This is a genomic window from Shewanella sp., from assembly GCF_041630135.1.
Lineage (GTDB): Bacteria > Pseudomonadota > Gammaproteobacteria > Enterobacterales > Shewanellaceae > Shewanella.
In genome coordinates this window covers 14,382-30,675 of sequence record NZ_JBFKLW010000052.1, presented here as the reverse complement: position 1 = coordinate 30,675, position 16,294 = coordinate 14,382, and the positions used below count along the sequence as shown (strand labels likewise).

Here is a 16,294-nt window from a genome sequence, read left to right as displayed (position 1 = left end):
ACTCTTCAATTAAAGTTTTGGTCTCAATGAATTTCTGCTGTCATGCTCTGCATGAAAACTCCTTCATTGATAAAATCGTTTTGTCGACTTCATCAACCTGCGAGTATCCACACAGATTACTTGATAAATTTTTAAAGAACGTGACCGACTTTCATCTGGTCAGGGCTGCGTATTCTACAGAAGCCCTTTTTGGCGTCAAGCCCTTTTTTGATGAACATTTTCAACTGTCGTTTTAATGCTCGGGCTCTTACCCTGACTGAGTCTACCAGTTGCTTTTGCTTTCGCTACCCTTGCGCCCTGTCAGTGGAGGCGCATTATAGGGAGCCTACCGATAAGCACAAGCTCTTTTGAAGCATACGAGCTTCAACTGCAGTTTATTCAAACAATAAGATTGAATAAACACCATTAATCAGCCGTTGATGTGCAGATAGTGTTCAAAGTTCCAAATATCCTTATGACCCGACACTGATCTACGTTCATTTTTTCATCAGCGCTCTGGTTTAATTCCCAATAATTCATTACTATATACCTGCTGTTAACAGTTCTTTATCATTTCCTTATTTTCATCAGAGTGAATTTGCATATGCAGAAATCATTTCTTATTGCGCTGGTCGCCGCCGCCGTTGGCGCCTTGTTGATATTCCAGTTTCTACCTACTTTGCCGTCTTATTTGGCATTTCTTCTTGGTACCGTCTTGGCTGTGGGCGTATTTACCGTGATACCTGCAAATGGTAACGGTGACAGTCCAAGCAACACCGAATATACCGGCCCTACCATGACCTTGTATGTTGGCAATTTACCTTATCGTGTACACGAAGGTGAGGTAAAAGCCCTGTTTGCCGAATTTGGCCCTGTTAGTTCAGTACGTTTGGTCAGAGATAGAAAGACTGGTCGCCGCAAGGGATTTGGCTTTGTCGAAATGGCAGAGTCAGGCGCACAAAAGGCTATGACCAAATTAAATGACTACAACTTTCAGGAACGCACCTTAAAGGTACGAGAAGCGAAAAATCAGGATAACGATTCAGAGAAATCTGACGATTAATAGCTTGCTTTTTATGAGGCAAGCTATTCAGCTATTTGGGTCAAAGCGGCAAACTTCGCCAAAGCCGTAAGCTTGAAGGTTGGCGCTCAAACCGTTCGATATTGAAGGCGTGGTGTACCACGCCTTCATGCTGTTTGGGCTTAGGCTATCATGCTCCCCCTGACCTTCCAGTAAATGGGCAACCCTGCTGGCGATGGCTTTTCCTGAATCAAGCAGAGTCACGCCATCACCCAGCACTTCGGTAAACTCCTCTGCAAGCAACGGGAAATGGGTACACCCCAAAACCAGCACATCCACGTGCGCTTCACGGACCGGCCTGAGTATGTCATCCAGCAGAGGCATGTTAACCGGCTGGCCGGCCATCTTGGCTTCTGCCATGACCACCAGCTCTGAGCTGCCAAACATATGTACCTGACAATGGCTGGCAAACTTTGCCACCAGATCGTGCGTGTAGCTTCGTCGAACCGTGCCCGGTGTGGCAATCAACCCAATGATCCCACTTTGACTGAATTGGGCCGCAGGCTTGATAGCTGGCACCACTCCCACGACAGGTATTGTCATTTCAGCCCTCAATGCAGGCAATACCAGAGTACTGGCTGTATTACAGGCAATAACCACCAGTGACGCCTTGATTTGCCGGGCCGCCTCTGTCACCAACGCCACACAGCCGCTGACGAGGTCCTCTTCTTGCAACTCGCCATAAGGCAGGCGTGCGTTATCGAACAAGTAGCAGTAGTCCCGCGCCGGTAAGGTGCGGCGAATTTCGCTCAACACAGATAAACCGCCGATACCCGAATCAAAAACCAGAATTGGACCTTGCAACTGAGGCTCCGATAATAAATGAATGCCTTCGAATTTTCCCACAGCCTAAAATAAAGGGCAAAGCCAGAAAACTGGACATCCCCTCTCGCTGGGGTAAAATTTGCGCCCTTTTTAACGCCGGACGAGAAAGCAGATGAACCCACAAGTCATGGATCCCCAAGCCTACGAGCAGCAGCTCGACCAAAAGAGCCGTGCTCTGACCGAGGCGTTTGCCCATTATAATCCACCGGCGTTGGAAGTGTTTGCTTCGGCCCCTGCGCACTATCGGATGCGCAGCGAATTCCGCGTCTGGCATGATGGTGACGACCTGTTTTATTGCATGTTCGACAATGTTGCCAAAGAAAAGATCCGCACCGACCAGTTTTTGCCGGCAAGCGAACTCATCAACCAGATGATGTCAGCGCTGATGGATGAGCTCAGACCCAACCGCGCCCTACGCCATAAGCTGTTTCAGGTAGATTTTCTGTCGACCCTGAGCGGCGAAATCCTGGTGAGCTTGCTTTACCATCGTCAGCTCGATGACCAATGGCTTGCCGAAGCCCGCGAGCTGAAGGCAAGGCTATCCAATCGTTTTAAGGTGGATATCATCGGCCGTGCCCGCAAGCAAAAATTCTGTCTCGACCGCGACTTCGTAGTGGAAACCCTCAATGTGAACGGCAAACCGCTGCACTATAAGCAAGTTGAAAATAGCTTCACCCAGCCCAACGCAGGTGTAGCGATAAAAATGCATGAATGGGCCATAGATGCGACCAAAGGCAGCGAAGGCGATTTGCTGGAGCTCTACTGTGGTAACGGCAACTTCTCCATTGCTCTGGCCGAGAACTTCGGCAAGGTGCTGGCGACAGAACTCGCCAAACCCTCGGTAGAAGCGGCTCAGTACAACATTCAGATCAATGGCGTGAAAAATCTCGACATTATCCGCATGTCGGCAGAGGACTTTACCGAAGCGATGAAAGGCGAAAAGCGCTTTAACCGCCTGGGTGATATCGATTTGAACAGCTACCAGTGCAACACCATCTTTGTCGACCCGCCAAGAGCCGGTCTGGACGATGGCACGGTGAAACTGGTGCAGGGCTACGAGAATATTCTCTATATCTCCTGTAACCCTGAAACCCTGAACGATAACCTCAAGGCACTCTGCGAAACCCACGACATAGTCCGGTTTGCGCTGTTCGATCAGTTCCCTTATACCCACCACACCGAAGCAGGTGTGATGCTGAAGCGCCGCCAGGCATAAGCAGGAATATCCAAGCTGCGGCCAAGGTCTGACGGCACTGCCGCGGAAAACAAAAACGGAGCCACCGGGCTCCGTTTTTCATTGCATCAAGGCTTATTTGTTTTCAGCTTTGTGCTGCAACATTTCAGCACCCTTTGCCACCATGCGCAGCTGCAACACCAACTGGTCGGCCAACACCTTGCGCTCCGACTTCTTCATATCCAGCGCGGCAGCGCCGGCATTAAACACCAAAGTCACCATGGATTCGGCCTGAGCACGGGCAAGCTCGGGTCTGCGCCCGGCCTTTTCTTCAGTGTAATGGGCCAGCTCCGAAATAAAGTGTTCAATCTCCCGGGCTACAGCGGCGCGAAACGGCGCTGAGGTACCAGAGCGTTCATGCAACAGAATGCGAAACACGTTGGGGTTGGAATCCAGCACCTCCATAAAGGTATCGACCGAAATACGGATAACACTGCCACCCGCTTCGGCGCGCTGACGACCTTTGCGCATCATCTGGCGCAAGGTTAAACCACCTTCGTCAACCATGGTCAGGCCAAGCTCATTCATGTCCTTGAAATGACGATAAAAAGAGGTTGGAGCTATATTGGCTTCACGGGCCACTTCCCTGAGGCTCAAACTGGAAAAACTACGCTCGGCACTGAGCTGATTGAAGGCCGCATCCACCAGGGCGCGACGGGTCTTCTCTTTCTGCTGTGCTCTGATCCCCATGGCTTAATCCGTTCATCTTACTGATTCAAGGGATAATAACGCTTTTGCCCTGAAAACACAGCCCCGCCTTTCTTGACCTTGTGAGTCCTCTCGACTAAATTAGCTTACAGATGTACGCTAAAAGCGATTTTTGGATACTATAATGAATAACCCCCCCATCATCTGGCTCAACCTCTCTCTGTTTGTTTTAACCTTTGGTACAGCAATAACACTTGTTCCCTGGCGGGGGATCACCCACGGTTTTGATGCGGCCGAATGGTTAGCTTTTGTGGTACTGGCCTTCTACAGCGGTTTGTCGATTACCGCGGGCTATCACAGGCTTTGGTCCCATAAAACTTACAAGGCAAACGCCGTAGTACGTTTCTTTTATGCCCTTGGCGGCGCACTGGCGCTGCAAAACAGTGCCCTGCACTGGTCTTCTGACCATCGGGTGCATCACAAACATGTGGACAACAACGATAAAGACCCTTATTCAGCGAACATGGGTTTCTGGTACAGCCATATCGGTTGGATGCTGCGCGAGTATCAGGCTCACAGATATCACGACTACAACAACGTGCGGGATCTGCAGAATGACCCCATAGTGATGTGGCAACACAAGCACTACCTGGCGCTCACCATTCTGATGAACATCGGCCTGCCGGCGCTGCTGGGCTGGTTCAATGGCGATGTGTGGTCAATGCTGCTGCTCGCAGGTCTTGCCCGGCTGGTCGTTGTGCACCACTGCACCTTCTTCATCAACTCGCTGGCTCACATTTGGGGCTCGCAGCCTTACACCGATAAAAATACCGCCCGCGACAATCCGGTGCTGGCGTTTCTGACCTACGGTGAGGGTTACCACAACTTCCACCATATCTTTGAAAACGACTATCGCAACGGTATCCACTGGTGGGACTACGATCCAACCAAGTGGCTTATCAAAGGTCTCTCCTGGTTCGGTCTGGCCACCGACCTTCGTAAGGTATCAGAAGAGCGTATTGAAAGTGCCAAACTGCAAATGCAGCTCAAGCGCAGCCAGAACCGAATCGCCGGTCGCAAAGACGCCGAAGAGCTGCTGGAAACCCTGCAACAGGAATATGAACGCCTCAAGCAGCAATTGCTGGCCTACTACCAGGCCAAAAAGGAGCTGTTGGACGCCCGTCGCTCACACCTTTGTGTGAAAGACATGCTGCCCAAGGTTGCCGAGCTCAAGTCGCGGCTTAAGTTGCAGCAGCAAAGCTGGAACAGCCTCACCGCCACCTGCCGCTAATCCTGCCCGCGCAGCGCAAAGAAAACATACGGCCTCCTTGCATGGAGGCCGTATCCGTTTATCATGTTTGCCATCCGTTTCAGGCAGGCAATCGAAGTATGTCATCTCCCAATACTCATCCTATCAAGCTGACCGAATACAGCCACGGCGCTGGTTGCGGCTGTAAAATTTCCCCCAAGGTGCTGGGCACGATTCTGGAGTCGCAGCTGCCAAGCTTTGTCGACCCCAATCTGCTGGTTGGCAATGCCAGTAGGGATGACGCCGCCGTTTACAAACTGAATGACACCACCGGCATTATCAGCACCACCGACTTTTTTATGCCGATCGTGGATGACCCTTTCACCTTTGGCCGCATCGCCGCCACCAACGCCATCAGCGATATCTACGCCATGGGCGGCACCCCGATTATGGCCATTGCCATTCTGGGCTGGCCGGTAAACACCCTGCCCGCCGAAGTCGCTCAGCAGGTGGTGGACGGTGGCCGTCAGGCCTGTATGGATGCCGGTATTATGCTGGCAGGCGGCCACAGTATCGATGCGCCCGAGCCCATCTTTGGCCTGGCGGTTACCGGTCAGTTGCCACTCGAGCGCCTGAAGCAGAACAACACCGCCAAGGCCGGTGACAAGCTGTATCTCACCAAGCCCATAGGCATTGGTATTCTTACCACGGCGCAAAAGCAGAAAAAGCTGGCTGAGGCCGATGCTCACATAGCCCCCGAAGCCATGTGCACCCTCAATAAAATCGGTGCCGATATCGCCATACTACCAGGTGTCAGTGCCATGACTGACGTTACCGGTTTTGGCCTGGCCGGACACCTGCTGGAGATGTGTCAGGGCGCCAGTGTGGATGCCGAACTGGACCTGGATGCAGTGCCGCTGCTGGAGCGTGCCGAGCATTACCTGAACCTGGGATGTATCCCCGGTGGCACTCACAGGAACTTCGACAGCTACGGCGAGCACCTGCCAACGGTCAGCGAGCGCGAAAAGGCGCTGCTATGCGACCCACAAACCAGCGGTGGGCTGCTGGTATCTGTCAGCACAGAGGCCGAAGCGGCCTTATGTGAACTGCTCGCCAGCCGTGGTATAGCGCCAGTTTGCATTGGCAAGCTAAAAACTGGCCCCGGCAAGCTGCTGCTTAAATCCGGCGGTTTGGCATGAGCAATAACCTGATCCCCGCCAGCCGCTACCGGGAAATCTTTCTAAGCGGCCATCCCATCATGGACGTGCGCGCACCTATCGAGTTTAACAAGGGCGCCTTTCCCAACGCGGTTAACCTGCCGCTGATGACCGACAGCGAACGGCAAAAGGTGGGCACCTGCTATAAAGAACATGGGCAGGATGCGGCAATCGAACTTGGCCACCAGCTGGTTGCAGGCAAGGTAAAAGCCAGCCGCATTGAAGCATGGAAAGCCTTCTTCGAAGCTCACCCCAATGGTTTTCTCTATTGTTTTCGCGGCGGCTTGCGATCGCGCATTACCCAAAGCTGGCTAAAAGAGGTCGGGCTCGATATTCCCTTTATCGAGGGCGGCTATAAAGCCATGCGCCAATATCTGATTGATGAAATTGAAGCTGCACCCGGTGAACGTGAAATGCTAATCCTCAGCGGCATTACCGGCAGCGGCAAAACTGACTTTGTGCGTCTTCGCAGCGAATCGGTGGATCTTGAAGGGATCGCCAATCACAGAGGCTCAAGCTTTGGCCGCCAGCACGAAGGTCAGCCCAGTCAGATTGACTTCGAAAACCGCCTTGCAATAGCGCTGATGCACCACCAGCAGCGCGAACAGGCCAGGTTGCTGCTGGAGGATGAAAGCTTCCTCATCGGTCGCAATGCCATCCCCAAGGTGTTTTTTGAGAAGATGCAGCAGGCGCCAGTGCTGGTGCTGACTGCCACCCTTGAAGAGCGCCTGCCACGACTGCTGGATGACTATGTGCACAAGATGCACAGTGGTTACGTTGAGCGACTCGGTGAGGAAGCCGGTTTTGCCGCCTATACCGAGTTCCTGCTCAGCAGTCTGAAGGGGATTTACAAGCGTCTCGGCGGCAAGCTACATGACGAAATCACCGTGCTGATGCACACCGCGCTGGCCACCCAGCAGAGCCGTAACGACACCAGCGACCACCTCGCCTGGATTTCGCTGTTACTGGAAAGCTACTACGACCCCATGTACCACTTCCAACTGGGCAAGAAAGCCGCCCGGGTGCGCTTCACCGGCAGCCATGCAGAAATGCATGACTACCTGAGCAGCCTCTGACCACCAATAAAAAAGCCCTCAGGTGAGGGCTTTTTTATCAATAAACGTTGACCCGTATTTCTTCGTAGTCGTAGTTATCAAAAAACGCAGGGCGTAATTTTGAGCCACTGCGGCTTTCGGTGGCGAGCTGTTTGCGAAGCTCATTAATACCGCCACTCTGCCTATAGCCACTGCTGGAAAACGAGATACTGCTTATGGTCTTGGTTTCAAACAGAGTCTCGACATCCGGCGGCAAATTCAAATCGGGCACAGTACCTTTGAGCGGACCATCGATTGACCAGTCCAGACCCGGACCATAAACCCAGACAAACAACCCTGCCCGGCCGCTACCTATACCCTCGATGTTATAATTAACCGCTGAATCAGAATCAAACCCTTGTAATAACGCGTTAACCGCCACCAACAATTGCTGATCGTTATCTGCAATTTCCAGATTCTGCATCTGTCCGGGGTCTGTCACCTTCATACGGCGAGCCGCATGATAAGTCATTTCCCCTTCGGCGGTACTGCCAAGAAACTTGGTTCTGTATCCCTGCAGGAAATTATTACTGTGGATCCCTGGAAACACATATAGTGGAGATGGTGTTCCCATTTGATGACGACGACCATCGGCATTCAAGCCATATACCCTGAGATAATCCACGTCACCATAAGGCTCATAGAAGCTGACTTCCTGCCCCATGTTATTGGAGCCTGAAACCATGCCCGGCGTCAGCTCAAGCTGCTCCATGTTTGCATTGATGTCCAGCAAAGCACCATAGGCATTGTCGTTTGACTGTGAAGGGGTCAGCCATAAATCCACACTGGAGTATTGTTGACCCGGTACCTTACAAAAGCTTCTGCTTGAGGATTCAACGACCTTATTCCCCTGCAGGTAGATACTGTGTTCGGGATAGGTGCTCATCAGCTGCGAAGGATCAACCACCAGAGTTTTACACTCACAGCTTTCGTTAAGGCTGGCGTCATAGGACACGCGAATACCGAGGTCTTCACCACTGAAATCCAGAGCGGTGTCAATGTCCAGGGCGCCATTTGTATTCTTTATCAGGGTCAAATGTTCCGCATCGGCTGGCCAGGGGATATCAAGATGCCCATTACTATCAGGCCAATGAACGGCAGCGACTGAACCATCCTTTTTATGCACAACTATCTGCACAGACGTGTTAGCCACCCTCAGATCGCATGCCGTAGCCTGCTGGAAAAAATCACCAACCAAACGTGCCGACGGCGTATTTGGACCCGAGCCCGAAGAGCCATCGGAACCGCCTGAACCGCCACATGCACCGAGAAACATCGAGCACAAACCCAATACCAATTTCCCTTTCATACCCAATTCCTGTAACCGCCTTGTTAAATTGCCGATAATTAGAACAGTCGCCTCACTGTTTTTCAATACTCAGTGCAAAAATCTGATTTTTAACAGAATGACACCCCGTATTTTATCAATGATTCGCGACCGGGATTATCCCTGTTCAGCCTGCTTACTCTTGCCGTTCAACAAGGCTGCAACGTGCTGACGCAATTCATGTCTATCGATATTGCTGCCATCCTTAAAAGGGGCTATGTCGATTTCAACTTTGGACCAGAAGCGCTTGGGGCGGGTGGTGAGCGCATGGCCATCTTTATGACTGAAGAAGGAGCCCCACAAACCTTTCAGTGCCATGGGCACCACGGGCACGGGACGTCGGGCGAGGATTTTCTCAACCCCGGGTCTGAATTCACCGAGATTGCCATCGGGTGACAGTCTGCCCTCGGGGAAAATACACACCAGCTCCCCATCCATCAGCGCCTCGTCAATGCGCTCAAAAGCAGCGTTGTAGGTCGCCTCGCACTGCTTGGGCGAACAAATGGGGATAACTCCGGCGTGGCGAAACAGATATTTGAGCAGCGGCATTTCGCTGATGCTCTTGTCCATCACAAAGCGCACCGGACGGGTGGAGGCTCCGAGCAGCAACAGCGCATCGACATAGCTCACATGGTTGGACACCAGCAGCGCCGCGCCTTCTTTGGGAATAAACTCCCGCCCCTTGATGCTCACCCGGTACAACAAATGGCTCAGCAGATAACTGGCAAACCGCTGGGCAAACTCGGGCACCTGACGGTATACATACCAGGCCACCACGGCATTCATCAGCGCCAACAGCAGGAAGAGTTCAGGGATCCCCATCCCCACCACTCCAAGCAGCAACATCGACAGCAGTGCCGATACCACCATAAAGAGTGAATTGACTATGTTGTTGGCGGCGATGGCACGGGCACATTCGCCCTTGGCGGCCCGGGTTTGAATAAAAGCGTACAGGGGAACAATGAAAAGCCCGCCGCTGATGCCCACCATAAAGAGGTCGAACATCAAGCGCCAGTGTTGGTTCAGCTGCACAAATTCCGCCGCGCCATACAGAGAGGCTGGCGCCGCAATACCCGGCAGGGCAAACAGCATGTCCACCCCAAACAGAGTAAGGCCGGCAACGCCGAAGGGCAGCACACCCAACTCAACCCGGCCAAACGACAGCCGCTCACACAGGAATGAGCCCGCCGCAATGCCCACAGAAAACAGTGCCAGCAACACAGACACCACAGTGGCATCACCATGAAGATGCTCGCGGGCAAAGTTGGGAAACTGAGTCAGATAAGTGGCTCCGAGAAACCAGAACCAGCTGATGGCCAGAATTGCCATCCAGATGGAAGGAGTACGCCTAACCCGGCGAATGCTGCGCCAGGTGCCGGACAAAGGAGCAAAAGGCACCTTGTGAACCTTGCCCTGAGGCGGCAAAGCCGGAATTGCGCGGCTGCTCAGGTATCCAGCCAGCGCCAGCACGGCAACAGTAATGGCAGCAAGCCAGGTTGCGCCTTCATTTGCCACCAATAGTCCCGCACTCAGGGTACCCACCAGAATCGATAAGAAGGTGCCCATTTCTACCCAGGCGTTGCCACTGACCAGCTCATCCTCTTTCAGCGCCTGAGGTAGCAGCGAATACTTTACCGGGCCGAAATAGGCCGACTGACTGCCGGTTAAAAACAGTAGCAGCAACATGGCAAGATAGTGCTCGCTCACCAGCGCCACCGCCGCGCAGGACATAATCCCCAATTCCAGCAGCTTCAAGCGGCGGATTAGTTTGGCCTTGTCCATATTATCGGCAACGCCGCCTGCATGGGCCGAAAACAGGAAGAACGGTAAAATAAACACCCCCGCCGCCAGGTTTACAAACAGGTTGGGGTCCATGGGCAGCTTGTCTACCTGGCTGTAAGCTACCAGAAGCAGCAGCACATTCTTGTAGATGTTGTCGTTGAGCGCCCCCAGACACTGAGTCATAAAGTAGGGCAGAAAGCGGCGGCTCAGGATCATGGGTTCACCTCCCTGTGGTGATTGGTTAATGCCTCAATGGCATTGATTTGATTTTCAAGCTGAACAATTAGCAGTTTTGAAAGAGATTGATTAGCAAGAAACAAGTTATCCTGCAGCGATAAGATGACTAAGCCATGTATTGCCGCCCACAGCAGCCGGGTTTGGCGGCGGGCAAGCTCAGCTGACAAGGACGGAAACAGCAACAACAGACAGGCCTCGGGGTGGGACAGTACACGCTCAATCAGTGCCGAGTGAGCCTCGGGCAACGGCGCCTCATCGGGCATCCGCAGCTCAAAGATAAGCGAAAACAGGCTTTGACTGGCCTCGGCAAGCTCGCCATAAGCGTTCACCATGGCGTTAAGCGCATCAGCTGGCGCAAGTGTCTTTGTGGCAGTCGCGAAATTTTTTTCCAGCAGTGCCAGTTGCTTTGCCGCCACGGCTAACAGCAAGTAATGGAAATTACCGAATACTTTGATAAGGGTGCTGGGGGCATAGCCGATGGATGCCGCCACCCGCCGCAAACTAAGAGCCGATAAAGGTTCCTGTTGCAACAGGGCTTCAACCGCCTCTATGGCCATAAGGCGAATTTCATCGTGACTGTGGTCTTGCCGTCGAGCCATGACAGGCCCCTTCAATTGCTTAAATTAGCTCCAAGCTAACAGGGCGCAAAATAAAAAACAACGTTCACAATAATTAAAAACACCGTTCATTAAGCAGGAATTCAGGAAAGAAAGATGAGTCGGCGCGGCTCAGAGGTAAACCCTGTTGGCCTGAGGTTTCCTATGCAGACGTTATCTGGGTTAGGAACTCCAAGGTGGGAGTGGCCTGAGTGTGGCTCGCCTGAGCATCGCTGGCGCGGCGTCTCACTGGCTGGACTCTACATTCGACCGGCACTTTACCGGTTAGGGCTTAAGTTGCTTACTCAGGCACCATGCCAAGACATCAGCAACCTGTGCTCGCCGACGCCAAAGTAATCCTGCTCAAGGCTGCTCTCTTTGAAGCCAAGCTTTTGATACAGACCCAAGGCAGGATTTTCCGGCGCCACAGTCAGTTTTAACTGGCGGAAACCCCGGCTCAAACAATGCTGCATCAAGGCCTTACCGACACCCAACCCTCGCTTGCTGTCTAATACGGCAACAGAAAGGATCCAGCCGGTGTCACGCTCTTGCCCTGGGGTACAAAGCACATAACCAATCAGCTCATCGTCAACGAAGGCACCCACAAGGCCGGTTGGCCAGGCATCGATGGCTTGACGGAAAAAGAAATCAGGGTAGCAATGGTCACCAAAACAGGCCTGCTCAACACCATGGGCAAGCTGCCAGTTGCTGGCATCAAGGGGTTTGATTTGCAAAATGTCATTCACCGATGAGGATCTTGTCCCATTCAAGGTTGGGGGCACCAACCACAATGAAATTGGGGTTTTCGAAGGTATCTCGCTCGTTGTAGCTCAGGGGTTGCAGCTCAATATCCATCAACTGGCCACCGGCTTCTTCGATAATGATCTGTGCCGCACCTGTGTCCCACTCGCCGGTGGGGCCGACCCGCACATAGCAATCTGCCCTGCCCTCGGCCACCAGACAGCTCTTGAGCGCAGCACCGCCCATCACCACCAATTCACAGTGACGGGGTTGATGAAACAGTTTCAGTACCGATTGGGGATCCTGCCGACGGCTCACCGCCAGCCTGAGTGATGGCACCGATGCGCCATCGATTTGCCGACTGGTAATGCGCACTTCCATACCGCCACTGCGCTTGTATGCGCCAAGCCCTGCCACCGCGTAATAGCAAACGCCGGTCATGGGCACATAAACCACCCCCATCACAGGACGGTTGTGCTCCACCAAGGCAATAATCACCGAGAAGTCGCCGCTGCCGGCAATAAACTCACCTGTACCATCGAGGGGGTCCACCAGCCAATAACAGGGCCAGTCGGCGCGTTCAGACAAGGGAATATCCGCAGCTTCTTCAGACAGAATCGGGATGTGGGGAGTAAGCACCTTCAGGCCGTCGATGATAATCTGGTTGGCGGCCAGATCCGCCGAGGTAACCGGGGTATTGTCAGATTTCACCACCCGCTCAAAATCCCCTGCCAGATAGATCTCACGGATCCGGTTTCCGGCTCGGGTCGCAATGGCAATTGCCTCATCGACAAGCTGCTCTGGCTTCATAACCACTCCAGATTGGGGCTCAGCCTGTACTGGCCCGGGACACTTCTATTTAAGGTTTAGATGCTTCTGCGTCAAAAACAAAGCGCTGACGCTACGGGATTCAGAGAAATCACTTAGTTCGAGCAATTCCTGCCACTTGTCCAGCGGCCAGGGCACAACTTCAATAGGCTCGGGCTCATCGCCTTCAAGACGGCTCTCATACAGATCCTGAGCGAGAAAAATCTGCATCTTACTGGAGAAATAACCGGGTGCCAGGCTGAGTTCTTTCAGCAAAGTCAGTTTATGGGCACCAAAACCAATTTCTTCCTGCAATTCACGATTAGCGGCGTCGATAGGGGCTTCGCCCGGGTCAACCAAACCCTTGGGGAAACCCAGCTCGTAGTTGTCGGTGCCAGCGGCATATTCACGCGCCAGTAACAGCTTATCGCCCCGCACGGGCACAACCATCACAGCGCCGCGACTCGAGCCCTTCATGCGCTCGTAATATCGCTCAACCTCATTGGAAAAACGCAGATGTACCTGCTCAATCTGAAACAGTCGGCTCTTGGCGACAATCTCGGTATGCAGAATCTCCGGCTTTTGGCGCCGCTCAGCCATGCTCGCCCCTGATAGTTGAATTCTCTGAATCTTCTTGAGATACAATCTTACTATCCCGCATTTATTCTACCAATGGAATTTTCGTATGTTTCCCTGGGAGCAAATCGACACCGTCTTGCTGGACATGGACGGCACCCTGCTCGACCTGCATTTCGACAATCACTTCTGGCTCTCACTGGTGCCCGGCACCCTAAGCCGCACCCGAGGCATCAGTAACGAAGCAGCCAAAGAACTGGTAGGTGAAGCCTACGACAGTGTTGCCGGAACTCTGGAATGGTATTGCCTCGATTACTGGGAATCCCGCCTCGGGCTGGACATCATGGCGCTGCACCGCACCCTGATTGATCGTATCAAACTAAGACAAGACAGCATGCCCTTCCTGCAGGCCCTGGCCGACGCTGGCAAGCGCCGTATTTTACTGACCAACGCGCACCCAAACAGCCTGGCGCTGAAACTCGAACACACCGAGCTTGCCGATGGCCTGGATGACATTCTCTCCAGCCATCAGACCGGCTATCCCAAAGAATCACCACTGTTCTGGCAAGCGGTATTTGCCCGCTTCGAACTTGACCCCAATCGCTGCCTGTTTATCGATGACAGCGAAGCCATTTTAAATGCCGCTAAAGCAGCGGGTGTGAAATACCAGCTTGGGATCAGCAACCCCGACAGCCAGCAACCCAACAAAGTCTTTCACGACTTTCCGGCCATCCACGACTATCGCCTGCTGCTGAATGATTTGGCCCGCGCCGATTGAACCTTGCCAAAATACAGCCCAAACGATAGGTTAAGATTCTCACAGATAAGGAAATCATATGAAAAACCTGACAGGAATATTCATCGCGTTGGCGGTGGGTTTGAGCATTGGCGCATTTTTGTTTTCCAGCGAAAGCGCTTATCCGCCTGAACAAACAGAAATAACACCCAAAACACCGGTTTCTCAACCAGATACAGGGGCGCAAACTCAACAGAATGTCGATTACCCGTCTCTTGAGACAGGCACTTCACAACAAAAATACACAGAAAAACTGGAAACCTCTCCAATCGACAGTGTTGCCAAGACCCCTAACGAACCAAGAACCGAATCAGTTGAGCAGTATCGCACTGCAACCAGAGCTAAAATTTGCCAAGCGGCCGTTACTGAAGACTACTGCGAGCTCAGCAGCGCCACCGATTTTCAGACGCTGCTGTTGGCCGGAGGCTCGGTAAAATCTGACGCTGTAGCAATACTGCTCGATGCCGATAATTACGAGATTTTCACCGATTGGATCTCATCCGAAGAACGCGGTGAACGGGCCCTGGCTAATGAAGAGCTGATAAACACCAATCTCAGTGGGATGATAGGAAATAATATGCCGAACATTGGCATGGATAACCCTATTTGCTCTAACACTATCTGCTCTGTGGATGTGCACTTTCAATCAGAGGAAGAATGGAAGTCCTTGCAGAGTGATTTATTTAAGGGGTCAAAGCTAAACGCAATATTTGTATCTACCAGCACACCCGGTCGATACCGTTATTTGGCATTTAAGGCGGACAACGGCATAACGACCTTTTCTGGAATGAATCGTTAACTTGATCCCTACAACAAGTTAAAAAGGCGCCCCAGGCGCCTTTTTTATGTTTGCTCAAACCCCGGGGATCCGCCCCTGCCAAACGATGGGGTAGTAACCTTCGGCATCTTTACGGCCAAGGAAGGCCAGTGCCTTTTTCATGTCGGCGGTCTGGAACTCGGTTTCACGAATTTTGGCCTGCACCACCAGCTTACCTTCGTCGGCCAACAACACTGACCCTGTCAGACCCAGCTGATTTTTATCTTCCATGGCTAGTAGCTGCACCTGACCTGCATCACAACTCAGGTTCAGTTCAATATTGCCAAGAGGATATTCGCCAAACTGGTTTTTAAGATTGGCGTATTGAACAAACAGCTTGCCGCTTAAGGCATCGCACCAGGGCTTACCCTGCTGGAATTCCGCCAGCATCAGGCTGACATCCCCTTCCACTTTCGCACCAAAGGGCAGCTTGGTGTTACCCAGCAAAAAGCCGTGGCCGGTATCGAGCTTAAGATTGGCAACCCTTGCACCAGAGAGAGACCAGCCAAGTTCGCCTTTCATTTGCAGCGCTGAGCTGCGACCGCCTACCTGCACATCGGCCACCACAGCGCCGGTAAGTAACTTAAGCGACTGTATATCCCAACGCACCTGTTCCAGCTGACGCTCGTTAATCTGTATCGTTTGCGCCTGCCCCTGCCACACAGTGCCGCTGACACCGCCCACATTCACGCCTGTTGGCATGGGAATAAGTGCTACCACCACAGAAGCGGGCAGCAAGGCTATCAGGAACACCAGATACAGCAGGATGCCAATTAAAATCTTCTTCAACACGCAGTTAACCCTTTGCCCTTATTGGGCTAATTGAATTCGACGAACCTTTACCATGCCGGGCGCATCGGTCTCGCCCACATCCAGCAATTCAAGCGACAGACCTTTTTGCTGCACCAGATCGCCAAGGTAACCCAATAGCGCATCGAAAGGCACATCATCCATCCACAGCTGGATTTTATTGCCCTGGGGCTGCATCCGGGTGATGGTAAGTCCATAGCGGCCAGCGGTCTGGTTAACCACATTGGTAATACTGCCCTGCATGGTCGGACGACTGCCGCTTTGGCGCAGCCCGGCAAGTTTGTTGGCGGTTTCTTTGACATAGGCCAGCGTCTGCTGCTGCGCCTTGAGTCGATTCACGGCATCTGCCTCGGCATTGGCAATAGGTGTCCAAATGCCCCAATAGAAGATGGCAATAAGCAACATCACGCCGCCAACGCCCACCATTTGCTGTTCGCGGGTAGCCAGACTTTCCCACCAGGCTTTCAGCTTTTCCATG

18 protein-coding genes are annotated in these 16,294 nt (G+C 52.7%); 8 read left to right on the top strand and 10 right to left on the bottom strand.

The window, feature by feature from the left end:
• Both ABYK60_RS13835 and ABYK60_RS13830 read left to right on the top strand, forming a co-directional pair.
• A partial coding sequence (locus ABYK60_RS13835) for a hypothetical protein (RefSeq protein WP_372872608.1) occupies positions 1 to 236 on the top strand: 236 nt, incomplete at its 5' end.
• Positions 237 to 583: 347 nt separating this feature from the next.
• Positions 584 to 1,042, top strand: a complete 459-nt coding sequence (locus ABYK60_RS13830; RefSeq protein WP_372872607.1) for an RNA recognition motif domain-containing protein — start codon at positions 584 to 586, stop codon at positions 1,040 to 1,042.
• A gap of 27 nt (positions 1,043 to 1,069) precedes the next feature.
• Here the strand turns inward: ABYK60_RS13830 and murI are convergent, their stop codons facing one another.
• Positions 1,070 to 1,864, bottom strand: coding sequence for a glutamate racemase (gene murI, locus ABYK60_RS13825; RefSeq protein WP_372872606.1), 795 nt, complete (start codon positions 1,862 to 1,864; stop codon positions 1,070 to 1,072).
• 133 nt (positions 1,865 to 1,997) lie between these two features.
• Between murI and trmA the strand changes: the two genes are divergently transcribed.
• A complete protein-coding gene (gene trmA, locus ABYK60_RS13820) occupies positions 1,998 to 3,101 on the top strand; it encodes a tRNA (uridine(54)-C5)-methyltransferase TrmA (RefSeq protein WP_372872605.1) in 1,104 nt (367 codons plus the stop codon).
• 93 nt (positions 3,102 to 3,194) lie between these two features.
• Here the strand turns inward: trmA and fabR are convergent, their stop codons facing one another.
• A complete protein-coding gene (gene fabR / locus ABYK60_RS13815) occupies positions 3,195 to 3,809 on the bottom strand; it encodes an HTH-type transcriptional repressor FabR (protein ID WP_372872604.1) in 615 nt (204 codons plus the stop codon).
• A 142-nt stretch (positions 3,810 to 3,951) separates the two neighbouring features.
• On the opposite strand from fabR, the gene ABYK60_RS13810 reads away from it, so the two are divergent.
• The 3 genes from ABYK60_RS13810 (at position 3,952) to mnmH (ending at position 7,309) form a co-directional block, all read left to right on the top strand.
• Positions 3,952 to 5,058 (top strand): fatty acid desaturase, encoded by a 1,107-nt coding sequence (locus ABYK60_RS13810; protein WP_372872603.1) that lies wholly within the window; start codon positions 3,952 to 3,954, stop codon positions 5,056 to 5,058.
• Positions 5,059 to 5,156: 98 nt separating this feature from the next.
• A complete protein-coding gene (selD, locus tag ABYK60_RS13805) occupies positions 5,157 to 6,215 on the top strand; it encodes a selenide, water dikinase SelD (RefSeq protein WP_372872602.1) in 1,059 nt (352 codons plus the stop codon).
• Complete coding sequence (gene mnmH / locus ABYK60_RS13800) at positions 6,212 to 7,309, top strand: tRNA 2-selenouridine(34) synthase MnmH (RefSeq protein ID WP_372872601.1); 1,098 nt, start codon at positions 6,212 to 6,214, stop codon at positions 7,307 to 7,309. Before selD ends, mnmH begins: the two co-directional genes overlap by 4 nt.
• 37 nt (positions 7,310 to 7,346) lie before the next feature.
• Here mnmH and ABYK60_RS13795 read toward each other — a convergent pair whose 3' ends face one another.
• The 6 genes from ABYK60_RS13795 to nudE form a co-directional block, all read right to left on the bottom strand.
• Complete coding sequence (locus ABYK60_RS13795; RefSeq protein WP_372872600.1) at positions 7,347 to 8,636, bottom strand: hypothetical protein; 1,290 nt, start codon at positions 8,634 to 8,636, stop codon at positions 7,347 to 7,349.
• A 135-nt stretch (positions 8,637 to 8,771) separates the two neighbouring features.
• The gene (locus ABYK60_RS13790; RefSeq protein ID WP_372872599.1) at positions 8,772 to 10,652 is read right to left on the bottom strand and encodes an MFS transporter; all 1,881 of its coding nucleotides are present in this window, start codon (positions 10,650 to 10,652) and stop codon (positions 8,772 to 8,774) included.
• On the bottom strand, positions 10,649 to 11,272 hold the full coding sequence (locus tag ABYK60_RS13785) for a TetR/AcrR family transcriptional regulator (RefSeq protein ID WP_372872598.1): 624 nt from the start codon (positions 11,270 to 11,272) through the stop codon (positions 10,649 to 10,651). Before ABYK60_RS13785 ends, ABYK60_RS13790 begins: the two co-directional genes overlap by 4 nt.
• 302 nt (positions 11,273 to 11,574) lie before the next feature.
• Complete coding sequence (locus tag ABYK60_RS13780; protein WP_372872597.1) at positions 11,575 to 12,015, bottom strand: GNAT family N-acetyltransferase; 441 nt, start codon at positions 12,013 to 12,015, stop codon at positions 11,575 to 11,577.
• Positions 12,008 to 12,820: a 3'(2'),5'-bisphosphate nucleotidase CysQ gene (cysQ, locus tag ABYK60_RS13775; protein ID WP_372872596.1), complete on the bottom strand. Its 813-nt coding sequence runs from the start codon at positions 12,818 to 12,820 to the stop codon at positions 12,008 to 12,010. Before cysQ ends, ABYK60_RS13780 begins: the two co-directional genes overlap by 8 nt.
• A gap of 45 nt (positions 12,821 to 12,865) precedes the next feature.
• Positions 12,866 to 13,417 carry an ADP compounds hydrolase NudE gene (nudE, locus tag ABYK60_RS13770; RefSeq protein WP_372872595.1) on the bottom strand — a complete coding sequence of 184 codons (552 nt, stop codon included), beginning with the start codon at positions 13,415 to 13,417 and terminating at the stop codon, positions 12,866 to 12,868.
• Between the two features lie 85 nt (positions 13,418 to 13,502).
• Here nudE and yrfG point away from each other — a divergent pair, with 85 nt between their 5' ends.
• Complete coding sequence (gene yrfG, locus ABYK60_RS13765) at positions 13,503 to 14,171, top strand: GMP/IMP nucleotidase (protein WP_372872594.1); 669 nt, start codon at positions 13,503 to 13,505, stop codon at positions 14,169 to 14,171.
• Between the two features lie 58 nt (positions 14,172 to 14,229).
• Complete coding sequence (locus ABYK60_RS13760) at positions 14,230 to 14,988, top strand: hypothetical protein (protein WP_372872593.1); 759 nt, start codon at positions 14,230 to 14,232, stop codon at positions 14,986 to 14,988.
• A gap of 54 nt (positions 14,989 to 15,042) precedes the next feature.
• On the opposite strand, the gene ABYK60_RS13755 is transcribed toward ABYK60_RS13760, so the two are convergent.
• Positions 15,043 to 15,798 (bottom strand): type II secretion system protein N, encoded by a 756-nt coding sequence (locus ABYK60_RS13755; RefSeq protein WP_372872592.1) that lies wholly within the window; start codon positions 15,796 to 15,798, stop codon positions 15,043 to 15,045.
• Positions 15,799 to 15,816: 18 nt separating this feature from the next.
• A complete protein-coding gene (locus ABYK60_RS13750; RefSeq protein WP_372872591.1) occupies positions 15,817 to 16,293 on the bottom strand; it encodes a type II secretion system protein M in 477 nt (158 codons plus the stop codon).
• Between the last annotated feature and the right edge of the window lies 1 nt (position 16,294).

Excerpts from the sequence above, each read along its gene's own strand:
- ABYK60_RS13830 (WP_372872607.1), top strand. The coding sequence starts at position 584 with ATGCAGAAATCATTTCTTATTGCGCTGGTCGCCGCCGCCGTTGGCGCC.
- trmA (WP_372872605.1), top strand. The coding sequence starts at position 1,998 with ATGAACCCACAAGTCATGGATCCCCAAGCCTACGAGCAGCAGCTCGAC.
- fabR (WP_372872604.1), bottom strand. The coding sequence starts at position 3,809 with ATGGGGATCAGAGCACAGCAGAAAGAGAAGACCCGTCGCGCCCTGGTG.
- ABYK60_RS13810 (WP_372872603.1), top strand. The coding sequence starts at position 3,952 with ATGAATAACCCCCCCATCATCTGGCTCAACCTCTCTCTGTTTGTTTTA.
- selD (WP_372872602.1), top strand. The coding sequence starts at position 5,157 with ATGTCATCTCCCAATACTCATCCTATCAAGCTGACCGAATACAGCCAC.
- mnmH (WP_372872601.1), top strand. The coding sequence starts at position 6,212 with ATGAGCAATAACCTGATCCCCGCCAGCCGCTACCGGGAAATCTTTCTA.
- ABYK60_RS13795 (WP_372872600.1), bottom strand. The coding sequence starts at position 8,636 with ATGAAAGGGAAATTGGTATTGGGTTTGTGCTCGATGTTTCTCGGTGCA.
- ABYK60_RS13790 (WP_372872599.1), bottom strand. The coding sequence starts at position 10,652 with ATGATCCTGAGCCGCCGCTTTCTGCCCTACTTTATGACTCAGTGTCTG.
- ABYK60_RS13785 (WP_372872598.1), bottom strand. The coding sequence starts at position 11,272 with ATGGCTCGACGGCAAGACCACAGTCACGATGAAATTCGCCTTATGGCC.
- cysQ (WP_372872596.1), bottom strand. The coding sequence starts at position 12,820 with ATGAAGCCAGAGCAGCTTGTCGATGAGGCAATTGCCATTGCGACCCGA.
- nudE (WP_372872595.1), bottom strand. The coding sequence starts at position 13,417 with ATGGCTGAGCGGCGCCAAAAGCCGGAGATTCTGCATACCGAGATTGTC.
- yrfG (WP_372872594.1), top strand. The coding sequence starts at position 13,503 with ATGTTTCCCTGGGAGCAAATCGACACCGTCTTGCTGGACATGGACGGC.
- ABYK60_RS13760 (WP_372872593.1), top strand. The coding sequence starts at position 14,230 with ATGAAAAACCTGACAGGAATATTCATCGCGTTGGCGGTGGGTTTGAGC.
- ABYK60_RS13750 (WP_372872591.1), bottom strand. The coding sequence starts at position 16,293 with ATGGAAAAGCTGAAAGCCTGGTGGGAAAGTCTGGCTACCCGCGAACAG.